The organism is Nonomuraea thailandensis, from assembly GCF_024172165.1.
In the GTDB taxonomy this organism is placed as follows: Bacteria; Actinomycetota; Actinomycetes; order Streptosporangiales; family Streptosporangiaceae; genus Nonomuraea; species Nonomuraea thailandensis.
Map to the genome: position 1 here is coordinate 12,271,071 of NZ_JAMZEB010000002.1, position 18,308 is coordinate 12,289,378.

Sequence of the window (18,308 nt, forward strand, 5' to 3'; positions counted from 1 at the left end):
ATGGCACCTCACTCCGGTCGGTCCCAAGCTGGCAACCCCGGACGGGACAAGCCCCGAGAATAGCAATTCGATCACCGGAATGCCCAATTTTTCGGGACTTTTGGACACGTGTCACGCCTCTGCTGAATCTTGGAGTAGGTTTCCCGGGAATCACATCGGCCACAGAGGGAGCTTGCGTTGCGCCGTCGACTCGTTGCGGCCGTCGCGCTGACCCTCCTGGCGGCCTGCTCGACCCCCCAGGAGCCACAGCGGGCGCCGGCGGGGGAGTCGCCCTTCGTCTACGTCAAGAACACCGACATCGTCACCGAGTGGGACCCCAGCCGCTCCTACTCCAACGAGATCATCGCCTTCCAGAACGTCTACGAGACCCTCACGCTCTGGAACCCCGTCACCAAGAAGTCCGCCCCCCGCCTGGCCACCTCCTGGCGATCCTCCGCCGACGGCCGGACCTGGACCTTCTCCCTGCGCTCCGGCGTCACCTTCCACACCGGCAGGCCGCTGGACGCCGAGGCGGTCAAGGCGTCCATCGAGCGCACGATGCGGGCCAAGACCGGCGCCTCCTACATCTGGGACGCCGTCTCCTCCATCAGGGTCGAGGGGCCGCTCACGGTGACGTTCGCGCTGAAGTACCCCGTGCCGCTGGACCTGGTGGCCTCCGCCGGGTACGCGGCCTACATCTACGACACCAAGGCCGCCTCCGACCTGACCGCGTTCTTCCGCCAGGGCAGGGACGCGGGCTCCGGGCCGTACACGGTGACGAAGTGGAACAAGGGCAAGGAGGACGAGCTCACGCTCTCGGCGTACGACGGGTACTGGGGCGGCTGGCAGCGGCCGCACTACAACACCGTCAGGTACAAGGTCGTGCCCGACACCGAGCGGGCGTACCGGATGTTGCAGAACGGCGAGGCCAGCTTCGTCGACCGGCTCGACCCGCGGCTGTTCGCCCGCGCCTCCGCCGCGTCCGGGCTGCGCACCTCCGACCGGCCGTCGTTCACGACGGCCGTGATGTTGTTCAACACGGCCGCCGGGCCGATGAAGGACATCAGGGTGCGCAAGGCCGTCCAGAAGGCCGTCGATTACCAGGGCCTGATCAAGGCGCTCAAGGGCTCCGTGATGCCGGCCAGCGGCGTCGTGCCGGAAGGGCTGCTCGGCCACGTGCCGGACCGCGTGCCCGAGCAGGACCTCGCCGGCGCCACCCGGCTGCTCCAGCAGGCCGGCTACGGCCCCGGCGGCCGGCCGCTGCGGCTACGGCTGACCTACGGCGAGGGCGAGGCCGACGAGCAGGTGCTCGCCCGGCGGCTACGGGCCACGCTGCGCACGTTGAACGTCACCCTCGAAGTCAGGGGCATGCACTGGAACGCCCAGTGGGAGCTGGGCAAGAAGCGCGGCCAGGACATCTTCGTCATGTACTGGTGGCCCGACTACGCCGACGGCTACTCCTACTTCGGCCAGGTCTTCCAGAGCGCGAACCCGCCCGTGTTCAACCTGTCCTACCTCAACGACCGCACCCTCGACGCGCTGCTCGGCACGCTGCCCGAGCTGACGGTGACCGACAAGCCGGCGGCGCAGCGGGCCTACGAGCAGGCCACCACCCGCGTGCTGGACCAGCGGGCGGCCGCCGCGCTGCCCTGGGTGGTCAAGTCGCGGCGGGCCTACCTGGGTGGCATCCAGGGTTACGACGACAATCCCGCCTACCAGGACGTGGTCTTCGTCTACGACCTGCGGCCGTCGGGCTGATCGCCGCCCGCCCGCTCGCGCAGCCGCGCCCTGATCTCCTCCGGGGTGTAGGCGCGGCGCCGCCGCTCCGCCCGCGCGATCACCACTCCCGTGGCCGCCACACCCATGATTCCCGCCAATCCGAGCATCTTCCACCAGCGCATGTTGCCTAGGCTAGCCCTGTGCTGACTCTCGACGAGGCCGTCAAGGTGACGAGGACCGGCGACCTGTGGATCTTCCGCGGCCGCTCCGTGCCCGACCGCGCCATCCAGACCATGACCAACAGCCCGGTCAACCACGTGGGCATGGCCATCGTGATCGAGGACATGCCGCCGATGATGTGGCACGCCGAGCTCGGCAAGTCCCTGCTCGACCTGTGGTCGGGCACCCACCAGCGCGGCGTGCAGCTCCACGACCTGCGCGACGCCGTGACCGTGTGGGCCGACCGCTACGACCAGCGGGCCTGGCTGCGCCAGCTCGACCCCGAGGCCACCCCCGAGATGGAGGACGCCGCCCTGCGCACGGTGGCCAGGCTCGACGGCACCCCGTTCCCGTCCACCGCCAGGCTGGCCGCGCGCTGGATGCGGGGCCGGGTGCCGCGCAGGAGCCGCAAGGAGGCGAACCTGGAGAGCGCCTACTGCGCCGAGGTGGTGGCCGTCACCTACGAGGCGATGGGGCTGCTGCCCGGCGGGCGCCGCCCCAACTGGTACGACCCCGGCAGGTTCTGGAGCGGCGACGACCTGGAGCTGCTCCTGGGCCGCCGCCTGGGCAACGAGATCACCGTGGGAGTGGAGCGCAACCGGCGGCCCTGACCCTGGTCAGCGGCAGCGTGGCCGCCACGAGCAGGGCCACCAGCCCGAACCCCGCCGCGTACCCGGTGTGCCCCAGCACCAGCCCGAACCCCATCGCCCCCACGCCCATGCCCGCGTCGTAGGCCAGGTTCCACAGGGCGCTCACCCTGGCGGCGCCGCCCCGCTCGAACATCAGCGCCAGCGTCGCGTTCTGCAGCACCCCGAACCCCGCCCCGAACAGCGCCATCCCGGCCACCGCCGCGACCGGGCCGCCGGCCCAGCCCTGCAGCGCGACGCCGGCGGCGCAGGCCAGCACGCCGGGCGCCAGCAGCCCGGCCGAGCCGCGCCGGTCCCCGTGCCTGCCCGCCCACCAGCGGGCCGCTGGCGTGGCCAGCGACTGCACGAGCAGCGCCGCCGAGGCCAGCTCGGGTGAGCCCGCCAGCGGCAGGAACGTCACCAGGACGCCTGTCGCGGTCGTCACCGCCGCGAAGACCAGCGCCAGGCTAGCCAGCCCGCCCGCCGCGGGCCCCGCCGCGGGCGCGGTGCCGGGCGCGGTGCCGGGCGTGGGCTGCTCGCCGTGCCCGGCCCTGGTCACGGGCAGGCCCAGGACGGCCGGGAGCCCGGCCAGCGGCACGAGCCCGGCCACGGCGAACACCGGCGCGAACCCCAGCGCGTCGCTCGCCCACAACCCCAGCGGCAGCCCGACCACGGACGGGATGCCGACGGCCACGCCGTACAGCCCCAGGCCCTCGCCGCGGCGCTCCTCGGGCACGATCTCGGCGGCGAGCGCGGTGCCCGCGACCACCAGGACGCCCAGCCCGGCCCCGCGCAGCACGCTGATCGCCACCACCCAGCTCAGCTCCGCCGACACCGGCAGCAGCAGCGCGGGCAGGCCGAGCAGCGCCAGCCCGAGCCCCATCGCCGACCGGTACCCGAGCCGGGACAGCAGCCACGGGACCGCCAGCTCCGCCGCGACGGTGGCGAGCATCATGGCGCCCGTGACCGCCCCGGCGCCGACCCCGCCGCCGCCGCCGGTCGCGGCGTAGAGTGGGACGGAGGAGAACAGCAGGTAGAAGCCGAGCAGGCCGGCCGTCGAGGCGGCCATCATGAGGTTCATCTCGCGCGTCATCATGTCCTCGACGGTCGCGGAAACCCGTTTCCGGCACATCGGGCATGATGCTTAGCCGCCTCTTCATAATGGGGGGCGTGTTCGTGGGACGTGCGGCGGAGCTGGCCCGCCTGGCGGCGGCGCGGGAGCGTGCGCCGGGCGTCGTGCTGGTCGTCGGCGAGGCGGGCATCGGCAAGACGCGGCTGGTCGGCGAGTTCGTCTCCGGGGCCGACGCGTTCGTGGCCGAGGGCGGGGCGGATCCGGGCTGCGTCGCGTACGCGCCGTTCGTCCCGGTGTTGCGCGGGCTGGTCCGGCAGTACGGCGCCGGGCTCGTGCCGGGCGGCGGGCGCAGGGGGCTGGCCCGGCTGCTGCCCGAGCTGGGCGAGGTCGAGGAACTGCCGGACCTGGGGCGGGCCCGGCTGTTCGAGGAGGTGCTGCTGCTGGTCGAGCGGTCGGCCGAGCGGCGGCCCCTCGTCCTCGTCCTGGAGGACCTGCACTGGGCCGACCAGGCCAGCGTCGACCTGCTGGTGTTCCTGGCGCGCAACCTGATGGCCCCCGGCGTGCTCGTCGTCGCGACCTCGCGGGAGCCGCTGCGCCTGCCGGGCGCCGAGGTGATCAGAGTGCCGCCGCTCGGGCGCGACGAGGTGGCCCAGTTGCTCGGGCGGCAGGGCGAGCCGCTGGACCTCGACGTGATCGTGACCAGGAGCGAGGGCAACCCGCTGTTCGCCGAGGCACTCGCCGACGCGGCCGCCGCCACGCTCGCCGACGCCCGTGTCGGCGCAGGTGCCGCCACGCCCGCCTCGCTGCGTGAGCTGCTGCTCGCCGGGGCGGAGCGGCTGCCCGCGCAAGGGCTGGAGGTGCTGCGCATCGCCGCCGTGGCCGGGCGCAGGACGCCGCACGACGTGCTGCGGGCCGTCGCCGGGCTCGACGACCTGGCGCTGGACGAGGCGCTGCGGCCCGTCGTACGCGCCCGGCTGCTGCTCGTGGACGGCGACGGCTACACCTTCCGGCACGCGCTCATCCGCGACGCCGTCTACGACGACCTGCTGCCGGGGGAGCGGCGGCGGCTGCACGCCCGGTGCGCCGAGGCCCACCCCGAGCTGGCCGCCGACCACTGGTACGCGGCGGGGGACCGGCCGCGCGCGTTCGAGGCCGCCCGGGCGGCCCGCCGCTGGGAGCGGGTGCTGGAGCTGTGGGACCAGGCCGGCGACGGCGCCGACCACGTCCAGGTGCTGGAGCTGGCCGCCCGCGACGCCCTGGGCGAGGGCGACGCGGAACGCGCCGAGGAGCTGGCCACCCGGGCACTGGAGGAGGCGGACGATCCGCTGCGCTCGGCGCGCCTGCTGGAGCTGCGGGTCGCCGTCCGCGACCTGCTCGGCGAGGAGGGCCTGGACGACCTGCGCGCCGCCGTACGGCTGGCGCCCCGCGAGTCCAGGCTGATCGGCGCCCTGGCCACCATGCTCGCCTGGAACGGCCAGGACACCGAGGCCCGGACCCACGCCGAGGAGGCGCTCGCGCTCGGCGACACCAGGTCCCTGACCACCCTGGCCGCACTCACCGCCCTGGACGGCGACCTCGGGGCCGCGTCGAGGCTGTACGCCGAGGCCAGGGCGACCGCCCCCGACGACGACAGCCTGCTCATCACCTACGCCAGCGAGGCCGACGTGCTGGAGGCGGCGGGGGAGCACGCCAGGGCCGAGTCCGTGGCCCGCGAGGGCATCGCCAGGGCCCGCCGCCTGGGCCTGGCCAGGTCGAGGGGCGGCCACCTGGCGGCGAACCTGGCCGAGCCGCTCGCGTCCCTGGGCCGCTGGAAGGAGGCCCGCGAGGTGATGCGGAGCGCCCTCGCGCTCGACCCGCCGCCCATCCACCGGGCCTGGATCCTCATGGTGCTCGGCACCGTCGCCGTCTGGGAGGGCGCGCTCGGCGAGGCCGAGGAGATCGTCGGCCGGGTCAGGCCGCTCATGCGCGGCCGGTCGCGGGGCTACGACTCCTGCCTGGAGCCCGACCTGCTCGAATGCCGCCTCGCCCTGGCCGGGCCCGATCCGCGGCGGGCCGGCCGCGTGGTGGACCACGTGCTGGCCGAGCACGACCTCACCCTGAGCCGCCGCTACGCCTGGCCGCTGCTGGCGCTGGCGGCCGGCCTCGGGCGCGTCCGCGAGGCGCCCGGGGGAGTGGCCACGACCGGGCGGGTGCAGCAGGCGCACCGGGCCACGTTCGAGGCGGAGTGCGGCGGCTCCTGGGAGGTCGCCGTGGCGGGCTGGCGGGCGGTCGGGCAGCCGTACGCGCTGGGCCAGGCCCTGGTGCGGGCGGCCGAGCAGGATCCCGGGCACGCCCGCGAGCGGCTGCGCGAGGCGGTCGCGATCGCCGGCGGCCTCGGCTCGGAGCCGCTGCGGCACGCGGCCGAGTCGGCGGCGGCCACGCTGCGGGTGCCCCTCGGCGAGGAGCCCCTGCTGTCGGCCAGGGAGCGGGAGGTGCTGGGGCTGGTGGCCGAGGGGCTGAGCAACCGGCAGATCGCCGAGCGGCTGTTCATCTCGGCCAGGACGTCGGGCGTGCACGTGTCGAACATCATGGCCAAGCTGGGCGCGGCCTCCCGCGTGGAGGCCGTCGCGCGTGCCCGGCGCACGGGCCTGATCTAATCCGGGCATGAGTTCTGTGAACGTCGCCGTGATCGGCGTGGGAAACTGCGTGTCCTCGCTGGTGCAGGGCGTTGAGCACTACCGCGACGGCGACGCCCCCGGCCTGCCGAATCCCGTCTGCGCCGGCTACGCGATCTCCCAGGTCCGCTTCACCGCCGCCTTCGACGTCGGCCGCGCCAAGCTCGGCCAGGACCTGTCGCAGGCCATCTGGGCCGCGCCGAACAACGCCCGCCGGTTCGCGGACGTGCCGCACCTGGGCGTACCCGTGGTGGAGGGCATCCTGGCCGACGGCGTCGGGCCCGGCTCGGCAGACCTGATCGACCCGCGCGGCGCCGCCACGCCCGCCGAGGTCGCCGCCCACCTGCGGGAGACGGGCAGCCACGTGGTGCTCAACTTCCTGCCGACCGGCGCGCAGCGCGCCGCCGAGCTCTACGCGCGGGCCGCCGTCGAGGCCGGGTGCGCGTTCGTCAACTGCATGCCGGCCGTGCTCGCCCGCTCGCCCGAGTGGCGCGCCCGCTTCGCCGCGGCCGGGCTGCCGCTGATCGGCGACGACCTGAAGAGCTCGTTCGGCGCCACGCTCGTGCACCGCGCCCTGGTCGACGCCCTGACCGGCAACGGCGTCCGCCTCACCGGAGGGCACCAGCTCCTGGGCGGCGGCAACATGGACTTCGTCAACTTGGAGGACGCCGGGCGGATGCGGAGCAAGCAGGCGACGAAGGCGACGGGCGCGGGCGCGTCCATCCACGTCGGCGCCCAGTACGTCCCGTTCATGGACGACCGCAAGGTCGCCTACATCAGGCTGGACGGCGAGGGGTTCGGCGGGTCCCCGCTGGAGCTGGAGCTGCGCCTGGTCGTCGAGGACTCGCCCAGCGCCGCGGGGAACGCGCTGGACGCGGCCCGGCACGCCAAGCAGGCCATGGACCGGGGTGCCGGTGGGTTGCTGGAGGAGGTGTCCGGCGCGCTGATGAAGGCGGTCTGACCCGGCTCCGCGGGCCGTGGTGGCACGCTAGAGGGATGCGCCTGGCTACCTGGAACGTGAACTCCGTCAAGGCGCGGCTGCCCCGCCTGCTCGACTGGCTGGCGGAGACCGCGCCCGACATCGTGTGCCTGCAGGAGACCAAATGCCCGGCTGAGGCGTTCCCGACGGCGGAGGTGGAGGCCCTCGGCTACGCCGTCGCCGCCCACGGGGACGGCCGCTGGAACGGCGTCGCGATCCTGTCCAAGGCGGGGCTGTCGGACGTGACGCCCAGCTTTCCCGGCGAGCCCGGCTTCGGCGAGCTCGAAGGGGTCGGCGCCGCCCGCCCCGAAGCCCGCGCCATCGGTGCGACCTGCGGCGGGATGCGCGTCTGGTCCTTGTACGCACCCAACGGCCGCACGCCGGACTCGCCCCACTACGCCTACAAACTCGACTGGTTCGCCGCGCTGCGCGACGCGCTGGCCGCCGAGGTGGCCGCCGGCCCCGTGGTGGCCTGCGGCGACTACAACGTGGCGCCCACGGACGCCGACGTGTGGAACCCCGCCCTGTTCGTCGGCGCCACCCACGTCACGCCCGCCGAACGGCAGGCACTGGCCGAGCTGCGCGCCCTCGGGCTGCACGACGTGGTGCCGACGCCGATGAAGGGGCCGCATCCGTACACGTACTGGGACTATCGGGCCGGGATGTTCCACCAGAACAAGGGGATGCGGATCGACCTCGTGTACGCGAGCGGGGACGTGGCCGGGCGGGTGCGGTCGGCGTACGTGGACCGGGAGGCGCGCAAGGGGAAGGGGCCGTCGGATCACGCGCCGATCGTGGTTGACCTGGGCGCATAAATATAGTCACAAATCGCTGTCGGCCGAGTATTGTGTGTTCTCACAGTTTCGGGGGCGGTAAGCAACTCCAGCGGACCACAGGGGGGATTCCCGTGGAACCTGCAGACGGCCGCGTCATCTTGTTCATCCTGATCGGGCTTGCCGTGTTCGCCCTCGGGCGCCGGTTCCAGGCCATGATCATCATGCGTCAGGTCTACAAGCAGAGCGCCAGGCAAGTCATGGCGAGGAGGACGACCGCGCACAACGCCGCCAAGTCGATGATCGGGATCACGCTGGTCGTGATCTTCGTGATCTGGCTCGTGCTCAACCTCAACCGCATCATGTAGGCGGGGCGCGCGTCACGGGGGGGCGCGTGCTGGTGTGGTGGCGCGAGGCGGGTTCATGGCGCGCTGTGCGGCACTTGGGCGGGGCCGCACAGCGCACCACCGCTTCTCTCGGTCCGGGGCGGATCACCGGGCGGTCGCGAGATGGTGCTTCTTCCCTGCCATGGTTTCTACATCTGAACGGCGGACACCCTCCACCTGTGCTCCCGCCCCCGCACCGTCACTTTCGCTCTCGCCCCCGCGTCCGTACCGTCACTTTCGCTCGCGGTCCCGTGTCCGCACCGTCACCTTCGCTCTCGGCCCCGCGTCCGCACCGTCACCTCCGCCCCTGTCCCCGCGTCCGCACCTCCGCTCCCGTTCTTGCGCCTTCGCCCCGCTCTCATGGCTGCTCTCGGCGGCGATGCGGCCTGAGGCCCCCGCCCCAGCCTCTCATCAGCGGCGGCGTGTCCAAGCGCCCGCCAAGGACGCGCCGATCATGGCCGCTCCCGCCACGCAGGCGGCCGCGAGGCTCACGGCCCGCGTCAGCCGTACCGCACGGGGAATGTCGCGGACCTGGGGCGAAGGCCCGTCCCCCATCGTCGGACGCTCCTCCACCCTCCCCCCGTAGACGTTCTTCCCGCCGAGTGTGACCCCGAGGGCGCCGGCGAACGCGGCCTCGCACCGCCCGGCGTTCGGGCTGGGATGGCGGTGACCGTCCCTGCGCAGCATGGCCCGCGCACCACCCGGATCGGGCGCGGTCAGTACGGTGAGCACGCCGGTCAGCCGCGCCGGCACGTAGTTCGCCACGTCGTCCAGCCGCGCGGCGGCCCAGCCGAACCTCTCGTAGCGGGGTGAGTGATGCCCGATCATGGCGTCCAGCGTGTTGATCGCCCGGTACGCCAGCATCCCCGGCACCCCCGCCACCGCACCCCAGAACAGAGGCGCCACGACGGCGTCGGAGGTGTTCTCGGCCAGCGACTCGACCGTGGCCCGCGCCAGCTCGGGAGCCTCCAGCCCGCGAGGGTCCCGGCCGCACAGGTGGGGCAGGCGGGCCCTGGCGCGTTCCAGGTCGCCGCTCTCCAGGGCGTCGGACATGTACGCGCCTTCCCTGGCCAGCGTGGTGCCGCCGAGCACGGCCCAGGTGGTCAGGGCCGTCAGGGTCGTACGGAGGACTCTGCTGCGGGAGGTCGCCCGCACCGCCAGCACGCCGAGCGTGGCCGTGCCGCCGACGCACACGGCGACGTGCAGCACGCCGCGCCGCCGGTCGTCCGCGTACAGGGCCTGCTCCAGCCGCGCCGCGCCACGCCCGAACACCGCGACCGGGTGGGCAGGGCTCTGCGGGTCGGCGAGGAGCCGGTCGAGGGCGACGCCGAGGGCGAGCCCCAGAGGGTCAAACCAAATGGGCATGAAGCTCATCTTCGTGCACATCCAGCCACGCAGCGGCCCGCCGGATGCGCTCACCGGCGCCGCCCGCCCACATCTTGGCCCAGTTGCCGCCGACGGTGGCGCGGGTGCGCATGACCGCGTAGGAGCGGTGAAAACGGAGCCTGGCCAGCTCCAGGAGGCGGCGGCGGTCGCGGGGCGGCACGCCGTAGGCGTCGCAGAACAGCCGGAGCCGGGCGCCCACGTCGACGGAGCGGAGGAGAGGGGCGCGGTCGACGGGATCGGAGATGGGGGCCCAGTGGCGCAGGGTGGTCACGACGTCGAAGAGCCTGGTGGTCGGCCGTGCCAGATCAAAATCGATGAACGCGTACGGACCGACCTCACCACCCGCGGCACCCAAGACCCCACCACCCGCGACAGCGGAGATCGCACCACCCACGCCCTCCGCGGCGGCCGATCCCCCGCCACCCGAGCCCCCGCCACCCGGGATCCCGCCAGAGGCCCCGCGACCCGCGCCACCCGCGGCATCCGAAACTCCACCACCGGAGACTCCACCACCCCAGGCCGCCCCGGATCGACCACCCACCCCATGCCGAAATATCACGTTCTCCGGCGTTAAATCACAATGCCCGATCACCTCCGGCGACCGATCATCATTCGAGCCCCCTTCCCACCCCACCCCCGTCAGCGGAAACCCGGCGGTTGCATCATGAAACCGCCGCAACAGCCCGGCAAGCTGAACCAACGCCTCATCGGTCACACTCTCCAACCGAAGCCCGGTCGTACCAGGAAGAAAGGTGAGGATCTCCCGCCCGAACTCGTCCATCCCCACCACCCTCGGCGCCCCGTCGAACCCGACGGCCTCAAGGTGTCTCAGCAGGGCATGCACGGCAGGTGTGGACATACTGGCCGGTCTGCGCACGGTGTCACCGACACGCACCACCCCGTCTGTCACGTCCCCGCCCTGCAGCGGAACTTCATGCAGGAGCGTCGCGACCATGCCCAGACAGCTTAGACCTATTTGCCCCACCCCCGCCTGGCCTTTTCCAACTCAGCAGTTCCCCGTCGCGCCCCGCTAGCGTGCGACTTCATACCGATCCTGCTGTCGCCGGCCACCTTCGCCATGACCCTGCTGCCGGCCTCGTCCCCGACGCATCGGCACCCGCCACCCCCTCGTCCTCAGCTCCCCGGGACGCCGTCATGCTCGGCGTGGTCCCCCTCGACTCCCCCCCGAAGGCACTGACCCTCGACCCCCTACGCGTGTACGACGTCCCCACGCCCATGCTCACGCTCGCCCTGGCCCCCATAGCCGGCGCCACCATCACCCCCCTTACGATCCCGAACGCCACCCTCGGCGCGCACCTCGGCCTTTTCGCCGGATTCCTCCTCCGCCTCGCCGCGTCCGATATCCTCCCTGAGGCCCATACGCCCAGCCGGGCCACCGGATGGACGTTGACGGTAACCGCGCTGGGACCGCTGTTCATGTGGGGTGTGATCGGGTTGACAGACTGACACGGGGAAAACGTGTGCGTGACATGTCGCCGGATCATGCACAATAAGGCGGGAGCGCCCTTAGCTCAGCTGGATAGAGCACCGGACTTCTAATCCGACGGTCGCAGGTTCGAATCCTGCAGGGCGCGCTTTGATCATGGTCTGACCTGCGGCTTTGCGGGTTCGGATTAGTTCTAGAATTTTCGTCTAGTGGTTGCGTGCTCCATACGTGCTCGCCCGCACCAACCCCGCACACTCCATGATCCATTGCCGTCCTCTCACTCGGCCCAAGAGCAGCGGCCCCGCCTCGCCGGGAGCAGGCGGCGAACGCGGGGCCGGATGCTTAATCCGACTGTCAGTTCCTCAGCGAGATGACTTGCCCAGGCCGGGCCTGGTCTTCCTTGCCGAACAGCAGAGCCGCGGTCTTCTCGGCCGCGGCCATGGCGACCTGTGGGTAGACGGAGGTGTAGGTGTCGGCGGTGAAGGCGCTGGAGGTGTGGCCCAGTGTCTCCTGCACCACCTTCATCTCCACCCCGGCCGCCAGCATCAGTGAGGCCGCGCCATGGCGGAGGTCGTGAAGGCGGATGGGTGGCAGGCCGGCGAGGTAGGCCAGCCAGAGAAACTGGTCGGAGACGTGCTGAGGATGCAGCCGACTGCCGTCGGGCTGGGTGAACACGAACTCGGTGTCGGTCCATGCCTCGCCCATGGCCAGCCGTTCCTGTAGTTGCTGCTGCCGATGGGCACGCAACACCCGAGCGGTGTCGGTGTCCAGAGCGATCGTCCGCACGGAGGCGTCGGTCTTCGGGGTGCCCTCATGCACCTCCCCAGGCCAGCTGGACGAGCTGCCAGTTCACGGTCAGAGTGTTGCCGTTGAGATCAACCTCGTTCCAGCGCAGCCCGCACACCTCACCCCGGCGCAGCCCGCGCAGCGCGATCAGCTGGTACAGGGCGAACAGGCGGTGACGCTGGGCTTCTTCGAGGAACAGGCGGGTGTGCGCGGGCGTCCACACCATCACTGAGGACGGTCGCGGCACGCTGGTGTAGGCGTCGATGGGATCGACCCGCCGCCCGCCCCGGCGTTGTTTCTCGGTCTCCCGGTAAGTGCGGAAGTCCTCCTGCCAGGTGCGGACCCGGTCCTCGGTCCACACGAGTGGCTTGGGCCGGGTGTAGGCGGCCATCTCCAAGACCGCGGCGGGGTTGAAGTCGATCAGCCGGTCCTGGCGCATGGCCACGTTGAGCGCGTGCCGCAGGGTCGCGCGGATGCGGTGCATGGTGGCGATGCTGATCGGCCGCCGGAACTTCACGCTCGCTCGCACCTGCGGGTCTGGGTCGGCGCGGCGTTCAGCGATGGTGTCGTTGAACTCCTCGATCTGCTCGAACATCAACGCGATGTCGCTGACCTTGAGCTGATCCAACCGCAGCCCCCCCAGATACGGCGTGAGGTTGAGGCGGATGTGGCCCTCGTAGGAACGGCGAGTGGTCTCCTCGATCTTCCTCTTACGGTTGAGAAACTCCGCCAGCCACTGCCCGACGGTGATCTCCCGGGTCAGATGCTGCCCGGTCTTGACCTTGCGGCGGACCGTCTCCACGTCCGGGAGCATGTCGGTTTCGGCCAGCGTCCGCTTGATCAGGTCGGCAATCTGGATGCGGGTGGCTGGCTCGCGCGGGTCGGCCAGCGCGAGCAGGTCACGCACCCGGCCGAGCTCAGCCTTGGCGGCGTCCTGGGAGTCGAAGCCGCCCCGGCGCAGCGGCCCGCGCCGCTTACCATCAGCTCCGGGCGGCAGTTCGATCTGGTAGTTCCAGATACCGTGCCGGTAGCTCCACCCACCGTCGGCGCGGCGCAGCTTGGGGCATCGCTGCCCGAGTGCCTTGCCGTCGCCGTCGCGGCAGGAACAGCGTTTGAAGGTGCTTCCCTCAGCCATCGTGATGCCTGTCCTCTTTCATATGTGGTGCTGTTGGATCGGGTTGGTGCGGCATTGCGCGGGTGGCACTTGGCGCAGGGATGCTGCGCCGAGCCCCGGAGGCGGGCCGGTGAAGGGACCGATTGCCATCCCCGAAGGGCGTGCCTTGGGGAAGTCCCGGCCCGGATACATGCCGCGCTATCCCGCTCAGCCGTGGCCCCGGTGGTCGCGGGCTACGGGCGTACGGCGGTCCTGACGCCCGTGCCGCCGCCTGTGCGGTGTCGAGCGCCGGGACCGCCATGTTCCCGCCCGGTACGGCCGATGCGGCGGCGTGATCGGGCGAGCACGCCCGTGGTCGTCACCCCGCCGCATCGATGGCCGCGCCGGACAGGGCGTATCGACGCCCACCTGGATGGCGTTGGTCAAGGCCGAATCCGACGGTCAACGCCGGGCCGGGTTATCGGCGGTCGCCGCACGGCGTCGCGGTCGGCTCAGCGCTCTTCGCTTCGAGTCGCCATAGCGCAAGGACGGCTTTCCTGCAGGAACGCACCCATGTGTGCGAGCGAGATGAGAAGCCGTTTCCAGAGCGCCGGCCTGGAAGACCGCGCAGCCGCTGGTGCCCGAGGGGGCGCTTCGATCAGCAGATGAGCGCCGTCGGTCGTGCTGAACGGTATAGCCCGCAGTCCGCCTGGTACGGCGGATGGAGTGGTTCGGTGGTGTTGCGGTGTCGTGCGGCGAAGTCATGTCGGTGTGGCCCGATCACCTGGACCACCTGATCCCTGTCACTCTTATAAATACCTGCGCTCAGGCCCAGATTCGGACAGCACGCGAAGCAAAGGCTTGACCAAAACAATCGGACAAAGTGTCAGTATCTGAGACCCTGATGTCGCCGAGTGACGAAGCTCAGTTTGTGTTGATCGCTGTGGACGCGGCTCTTGTCGGTGTCGTATTGCTGTGTGGCCGGCCTGCCAGTGACCGTGCCAAATCTCGTCAGTGTCAGCCCCACTTCCGCCCGAACCCGCTGTGCTGGTGACCACGCGGAGCTCCGGTAGCAATCCCGCCGACGCTAATCGCCGAAGGAATTTCTGCATCATTGGGAGGAGCTACGGACCGCAGGCCGCGCACTCGTAGCGGAGACCGGCCCGGCCGCGGCGGTCCTGCTCGTAACGGACCAGCATGCGCCGACAACGTCCACAGTCGTCGCCCAGCTGCCCGCTTCCCGGGGCTCCCGCGCTGGGACGGCGGCGCTGGGCTCGGCGCGCCGCATCGGCGAAGGCACGATGCTCGGTCCGAAGCACCACTCCTGGATGGGAACTGAGCAGAGAAGTCGACGAAGACCAGACGACATTCCCGATGATGGCGCTTGATTCGAGGATGGGCATACAGGGCCGGATGTTGACTCTCTCCCGGCGGGCCTGGAGGGCTTCGTCCGGCAAGTGGCCGTCGCGCACCGGCTCTACCCAGATCGTTACTGCTTCTGAGTCTCCACTGGGCACAGAGGTGAGGGCGGGGAGGAGCCGCGGCAGAAGGCTGAGAGAGCCGCGGGGAAGCCACATGTCAACGGTCGCGGCTCGTGTGATGTCGTCCTGTAGGCGCCCGAAGAGGTCATCTTCGATGAGTTCCGTGATGCCCGTGGAGACGGCGGCCTGCCAGGGCATCTGGACCGCCGAGTCGATGAGATGCGCGAAGAACGTCCGCACGGAGTCGCGGGCTGCGCCACGTTTATGCAGCGTGTCCATGGAGCCGATCACGACGAGATGGTCACGGGCGCGGCTGGCTGCGACGTTAAGCAGGCGAGTGCCTTCGCTGCCTTCGTGGCCCTCGGTGAACCATCGGTTGAGCGGCTTGACGCCGAGGCCGGTGTCAACGGTGTCGTAGACGATGATATCCCGCTCCCCACCCTGGAAGCGGTGGACGGTGGAGGCTGCCCAGTCTTTCAGACGGTCCTCGGGCAGCAATGATTCCAGCAGGCGGGCTTGAGGGGCGAAGGGCGTAATCAAGCCCAGGTCTTGAGCTGTTGGGAGGGCGATGTCGACGAGTGAGGCTGCCAGCTGGGCGTGCGCAAGGTTGTACCGCGAGAGGCTGCCCTGCCGTCGTGCGGTCCTGCTGCACAGCGAGGTGGTGTCGATGACCACGAGCTCGCCCTTGGCCCATGAAGCTTTGCTGCGCACGGCTCTGCCGGCCGTGGTGCTGGAGGTCTGGAGGCGGTTGTCGTAGAAGGCGGTGCTGACGATGTCACCGATGACCTGGCGCATGCGGTACTGCCGGGTCAGGGTAGCCAGCCTGGGAGGGTCCTTGCGCGCCGACACCATGCCCGGAATGCCCGCCTTCTCGAACGGGCTGCAATGCAACCAGGCCTGCGCCTCAGGCGTATCGGCAACCACGACCGGAGGCAACTGCCGGAAGTCGCCGGCGATGATCGTGTGACCGTTGCCGGCTCCGGCAACCAGCATGGCGAGCGCGGCCGTAGTCATGCTCGCCTCGTCGAGCACGACGACGTCGAACGTGAGCCCCTTCAGGGTCTCCAGCGGGAGTTGGTGGGCTGTGGCGGCTACGACAGTCGCGTCCCGGCAGACCTGTCGGCGCACCTCCTTGAGCTTGCTGTCCAGTGCGGACACGAGTTCTTGTAACTCGGCGATCTGTGTCTCCAGTCGCAGCCGGGAGGTCTCCTCCGTACGGGTAAGCTCCCGTTTCTTCAGCGCGTCGAGATTCTTGCGGCCTTCGCGTAGCTCGGTGCCCGCTTCAACCCGACGCTGGGCCACCGGAGCACCGCGGGCTGCCGCGATCTCGTCAGCCAGCACGCTGCGGGTAAGCGTCTGATCGGCGGGTTGCCCGATCCGGACGAGTGTACCGGCTGCGAGATCGGGGCGCCGCTTGAGCAAAGCCTGGATCGCCACGTCCAAGGCGGCATTGGTGGGCGCGGCCAGGAGCACCCGCTTTCCCCGCGAACAGAGTTCGGCGATCAGGGCCGCCAGCGTTGTCGTCTTGCCCGTGCCCGGCGGCCCCCACAACCAGGTCACACCATGAGTGAGCGCGATCTGCACCGCTCTCCGCTGACCCTGATTGAGGCCAGAGGGGCCCGATGGAAGTGGCTGGTGCCAGGGGGCGCCGGCATCAGGCGGTGTCACAGCAGCCAGAGCGGCCACGGCGTTGAAGCCTGGACCGCCGTTGACGAGTTCGGAAAGCCGTTTGCTCTGCTCGTTCAACAGCCAGGACAGGTCGGTCCGCAGTGTGGCCTCGTTGGTCATCGGCATCTCGGCGGGCGTCGAGAGAGTGACCACGCTGCCGAACACCGATATGATCTCAACCTGGAACGGCAGACCCTGCACGATCAGCGTTGCCTTCATGCCCTCGGCGGCGCCGATCTCTCCCTGCGCCTCGAAACGCCTCAGGCGACCTCCGGGAACCGCGAGGCCTGTGACCGCCACTAACGGAACGTCGGTCTGCACCCTGCGCTGGGAGACGGCGGTCAACTCGTGACGAAGCGCGGCCGCTGTCTTTCTGGCTGTCCCGGGCCACTCGGGGGGCACAGGCCCGACGGGTGCCAGAGGCTCGTGCGCGGGTAGTCCAATAGATGTGGCGAGACGGGTGGCCTCTGCGACAGCGCGTTCTTCCACGGACCCGTTCGGAGGCACACGTTCAGTGGGTACATCCGCCCAACCTCGAGGCACCCACTGGCCGTCTCGGAGATCAGCGAGGCCATGTGTAGCACACGTTTCCCATAACATCCCGGCGTCCACCCGCCGGAATCCTGTTTGGTGGATTGATACGAGTAGCTCATCAGCGGGGACGGGCCCATCTGCCAAAGCCTTCTGTATAACGGCGACAAGATTCGGCCGTCCCTGGCCTGCCATATGAGCTCCAGTCTTCACCCGTTACTCCAAGCGCACATCGGTATACACCCGCACAGGTCCCGACTGCGGAGCGATCTTAACGACCTGCAAGAACTGGCACAACGGTTAGTGTGGTCCACGGATTGTCGTTTAAATTCCGTCGCCCCGTTGGGACGAACCAAGGCCCGTGGCCGCCGCGAAGAGGACGTCCGTGGCGGTACGTACCGCTGGGCCCAGCAGAAATGTCAGCAGAATCGGCAACATTCGCGACATCGGATCGAGAGTGGACTTCAGGGCTGGAGGCGCGACCCAGCACGATACTCCTCACATCGGCTCGTAGCAGTTCCAGCCGCTTGTCACGCAGCCGGAGCATGAGCTCGTCGTTACCTTCAACCTGAACAGTGAGAAAGGCTCGCTGTCATTCTTCCTCGTCAAGGTCTGAGGAATTGGCAAAGAAGTCGGAAGCGTGCACCTCGGCCATGAACTCCTCGGCGGTACCGCGCCCGATCATGACGTAGCCGCCCTCGTTGTACGCGGCCCAGGCGATGTGGAGCCCGGTGCGGACTTCACCGGCGCCTTCCCACCAACTGTTGTTGGATGCTGGCGATCCGCCGTCCCAGGCGTAGCCGTATGTGGCGTGTACGCGCCGGACGAGTGGGAGCGGCGGAGAGTCCTGGCCTGGATCCATCGGAATGAGCGTGCAGCGGCCGGCCACCTGGGCAGCCAGGTAGGGGACGCCGTTGATGGAGATCAGCAGTGGCGCGAGGTCGTCGTAGCGGGCATAGATTCGCTCGTCGTGCGGCGGCACCCGATCGTGGCCGGCAGCATGGTCGGCCAGGTCCTCTTCGTCCCAGTCTTCCTGGGGCGGCAGGTGCTCGTCGCCCAACAGGGTCCACGCGTCCTGAAATTCGCCGAACGGTTCGGCAAGCTCGGCCACACGCTCCTCCAACTCGGCGAGGCAGGTGATCTCAACAGCCGCCTCCGCCGGGAAGGTCAGCAGGTCAGGCACCCGTGCAAGTGCTGTCAGCAGTGGGTCTTGGGTGTCCGAACCGAGGTCCAGGCGCTCTGTCGAGCCCTTGCCTCGACGGGTCAGCAGTTCCAGGCGTCCCTGCCACCGGTGCAGCCTGGGCGCCACACGCCTGTCGTACATGCGCCAGGCGCGGATATCGAGCAGCGTCTCGCCGAGCGGGCTGAGCGGACGGCTGGGGTACAGGCAGTCCTCGGGAAGCCGTTCCCGTCGGGGGCCAGGCGTGTTCACAAGTGTCCTTCCATGAGCGTGGCCAGGTCCGAGAGTGCGTGAAAGGTCAGGACGATCAACCACAGCATGCTCGCGCC

General features: G+C 70.3%; 15 protein-coding genes and 1 tRNA gene. 8 read left to right on the forward strand and 8 right to left on the reverse strand.

Going from position 1 to position 18,308, the window contains the following annotated elements; genetic code table 11:
• Positions 1-177 precede the first annotated feature (177 nt).
• Entirely contained in the window at positions 178-1,737 is a 1,560-nt protein-coding gene (locus tag HD597_RS61240) for an ABC transporter substrate-binding protein (protein ID WP_253758434.1), read from the forward strand.
• Here HD597_RS61240 and HD597_RS61245 read toward each other — a convergent pair.
• Positions 1,713-1,880 (reverse strand): hypothetical protein, encoded by a 168-nt coding sequence (locus tag HD597_RS61245; RefSeq protein ID WP_253758436.1) that lies wholly within the window; start codon positions 1,878-1,880, stop codon positions 1,713-1,715. The two genes, HD597_RS61240 and HD597_RS61245, sit on opposite strands and share 25 nt — an antisense overlap.
• Positions 1,881-1,898: 18 nt before the next feature.
• Here HD597_RS61245 and HD597_RS61250 point away from each other — a divergent pair, with 18 nt between their 5' ends.
• Positions 1,899-2,528, forward strand: a complete 630-nt coding sequence (locus HD597_RS61250; protein WP_308210940.1) for a hypothetical protein — start codon at positions 1,899-1,901, stop codon at positions 2,526-2,528.
• Here HD597_RS61250 and HD597_RS61255 read toward each other — a convergent pair.
• Positions 2,494-3,639, reverse strand: a complete 1,146-nt coding sequence (locus HD597_RS61255; RefSeq protein WP_253758438.1) for an MFS transporter — start codon at positions 3,637-3,639, stop codon at positions 2,494-2,496. The two genes, HD597_RS61250 and HD597_RS61255, sit on opposite strands and share 35 nt — an antisense overlap.
• 74 nt (positions 3,640-3,713) lie before the next feature.
• On the opposite strand from HD597_RS61255, the gene HD597_RS61260 reads away from it, so the two are divergent.
• From HD597_RS61260 to HD597_RS61275, 4 genes are all read left to right on the forward strand, one after another.
• Positions 3,714-6,251, forward strand: coding sequence for an ATP-binding protein (locus HD597_RS61260; protein ID WP_253758440.1), 2,538 nt, complete (start codon positions 3,714-3,716; stop codon positions 6,249-6,251).
• Between the two features lie 7 nt (positions 6,252-6,258).
• Positions 6,259-7,230 (forward strand): inositol-3-phosphate synthase, encoded by a 972-nt coding sequence (locus tag HD597_RS61265; protein ID WP_253758442.1) that lies wholly within the window; start codon positions 6,259-6,261, stop codon positions 7,228-7,230.
• 35 nt (positions 7,231-7,265) lie between these two features.
• Complete coding sequence (locus tag HD597_RS61270) at positions 7,266-8,063, forward strand: exodeoxyribonuclease III (protein ID WP_253758444.1); 798 nt, start codon at positions 7,266-7,268, stop codon at positions 8,061-8,063.
• Positions 8,064-8,155: 92 nt separating this feature from the next.
• Positions 8,156-8,389, forward strand: a complete 234-nt coding sequence (locus HD597_RS61275) for a hypothetical protein (protein WP_253758445.1) — start codon at positions 8,156-8,158, stop codon at positions 8,387-8,389.
• Positions 8,390-8,818: 429 nt separating this feature from the next.
• Here HD597_RS61275 and HD597_RS61280 read toward each other — a convergent pair whose 3' ends face one another.
• Positions 8,819-9,772: a cobalamin biosynthesis protein gene (locus HD597_RS61280; RefSeq protein ID WP_253758447.1), complete on the reverse strand. Its 954-nt coding sequence runs from the start codon at positions 9,770-9,772 to the stop codon at positions 8,819-8,821.
• The gene (locus tag HD597_RS61285; RefSeq protein ID WP_253758449.1) at positions 9,756-10,748 is read right to left on the reverse strand and encodes a protein kinase family protein; all 993 of its coding nucleotides are present in this window, start codon (positions 10,746-10,748) and stop codon (positions 9,756-9,758) included. The genes HD597_RS61280 and HD597_RS61285 overlap by 17 nt, the downstream gene beginning before the upstream one ends.
• A 200-nt stretch (positions 10,749-10,948) precedes the next feature.
• On the opposite strand from HD597_RS61285, the gene HD597_RS61290 reads away from it, so the two are divergent.
• Positions 10,949-11,260 carry a hypothetical protein gene (locus tag HD597_RS61290; RefSeq protein WP_253758451.1) on the forward strand — a complete coding sequence of 104 codons (312 nt, stop codon included), beginning with the start codon at positions 10,949-10,951 and terminating at the stop codon, positions 11,258-11,260.
• 54 nt (positions 11,261-11,314) lie between these two features.
• Positions 11,315-11,388 (forward strand) — tRNA-Arg (locus HD597_RS61295).
• Between the two features lie 206 nt (positions 11,389-11,594).
• On the opposite strand, the gene HD597_RS61300 is transcribed toward HD597_RS61295, so the two are convergent.
• The 4 genes from HD597_RS61300 to HD597_RS61315 form a co-directional block, all read right to left on the reverse strand.
• Positions 11,595-12,059 carry a tyrosine-type recombinase/integrase gene (locus HD597_RS61300; protein ID WP_253758453.1) on the reverse strand — a complete coding sequence of 155 codons (465 nt, stop codon included), beginning with the start codon at positions 12,057-12,059 and terminating at the stop codon, positions 11,595-11,597.
• The gene (locus tag HD597_RS61305; RefSeq protein WP_253758454.1) at positions 12,052-13,161 is read right to left on the reverse strand and encodes a tyrosine-type recombinase/integrase; all 1,110 of its coding nucleotides are present in this window, start codon (positions 13,159-13,161) and stop codon (positions 12,052-12,054) included. The genes HD597_RS61300 and HD597_RS61305 overlap by 8 nt, the downstream gene beginning before the upstream one ends.
• Positions 13,162-14,243: 1,082 nt before the next feature.
• Complete coding sequence (locus HD597_RS61310) at positions 14,244-16,613, reverse strand: DEAD/DEAH box helicase (protein ID WP_253758457.1); 2,370 nt, start codon at positions 16,611-16,613, stop codon at positions 14,244-14,246.
• Positions 16,614-17,391: 778 nt separating this feature from the next.
• Positions 17,392-18,231: a hypothetical protein gene (locus HD597_RS61315; protein WP_253758459.1), complete on the reverse strand. Its 840-nt coding sequence runs from the start codon at positions 18,229-18,231 to the stop codon at positions 17,392-17,394.
• Positions 18,232-18,308 lie beyond the last annotated feature (77 nt).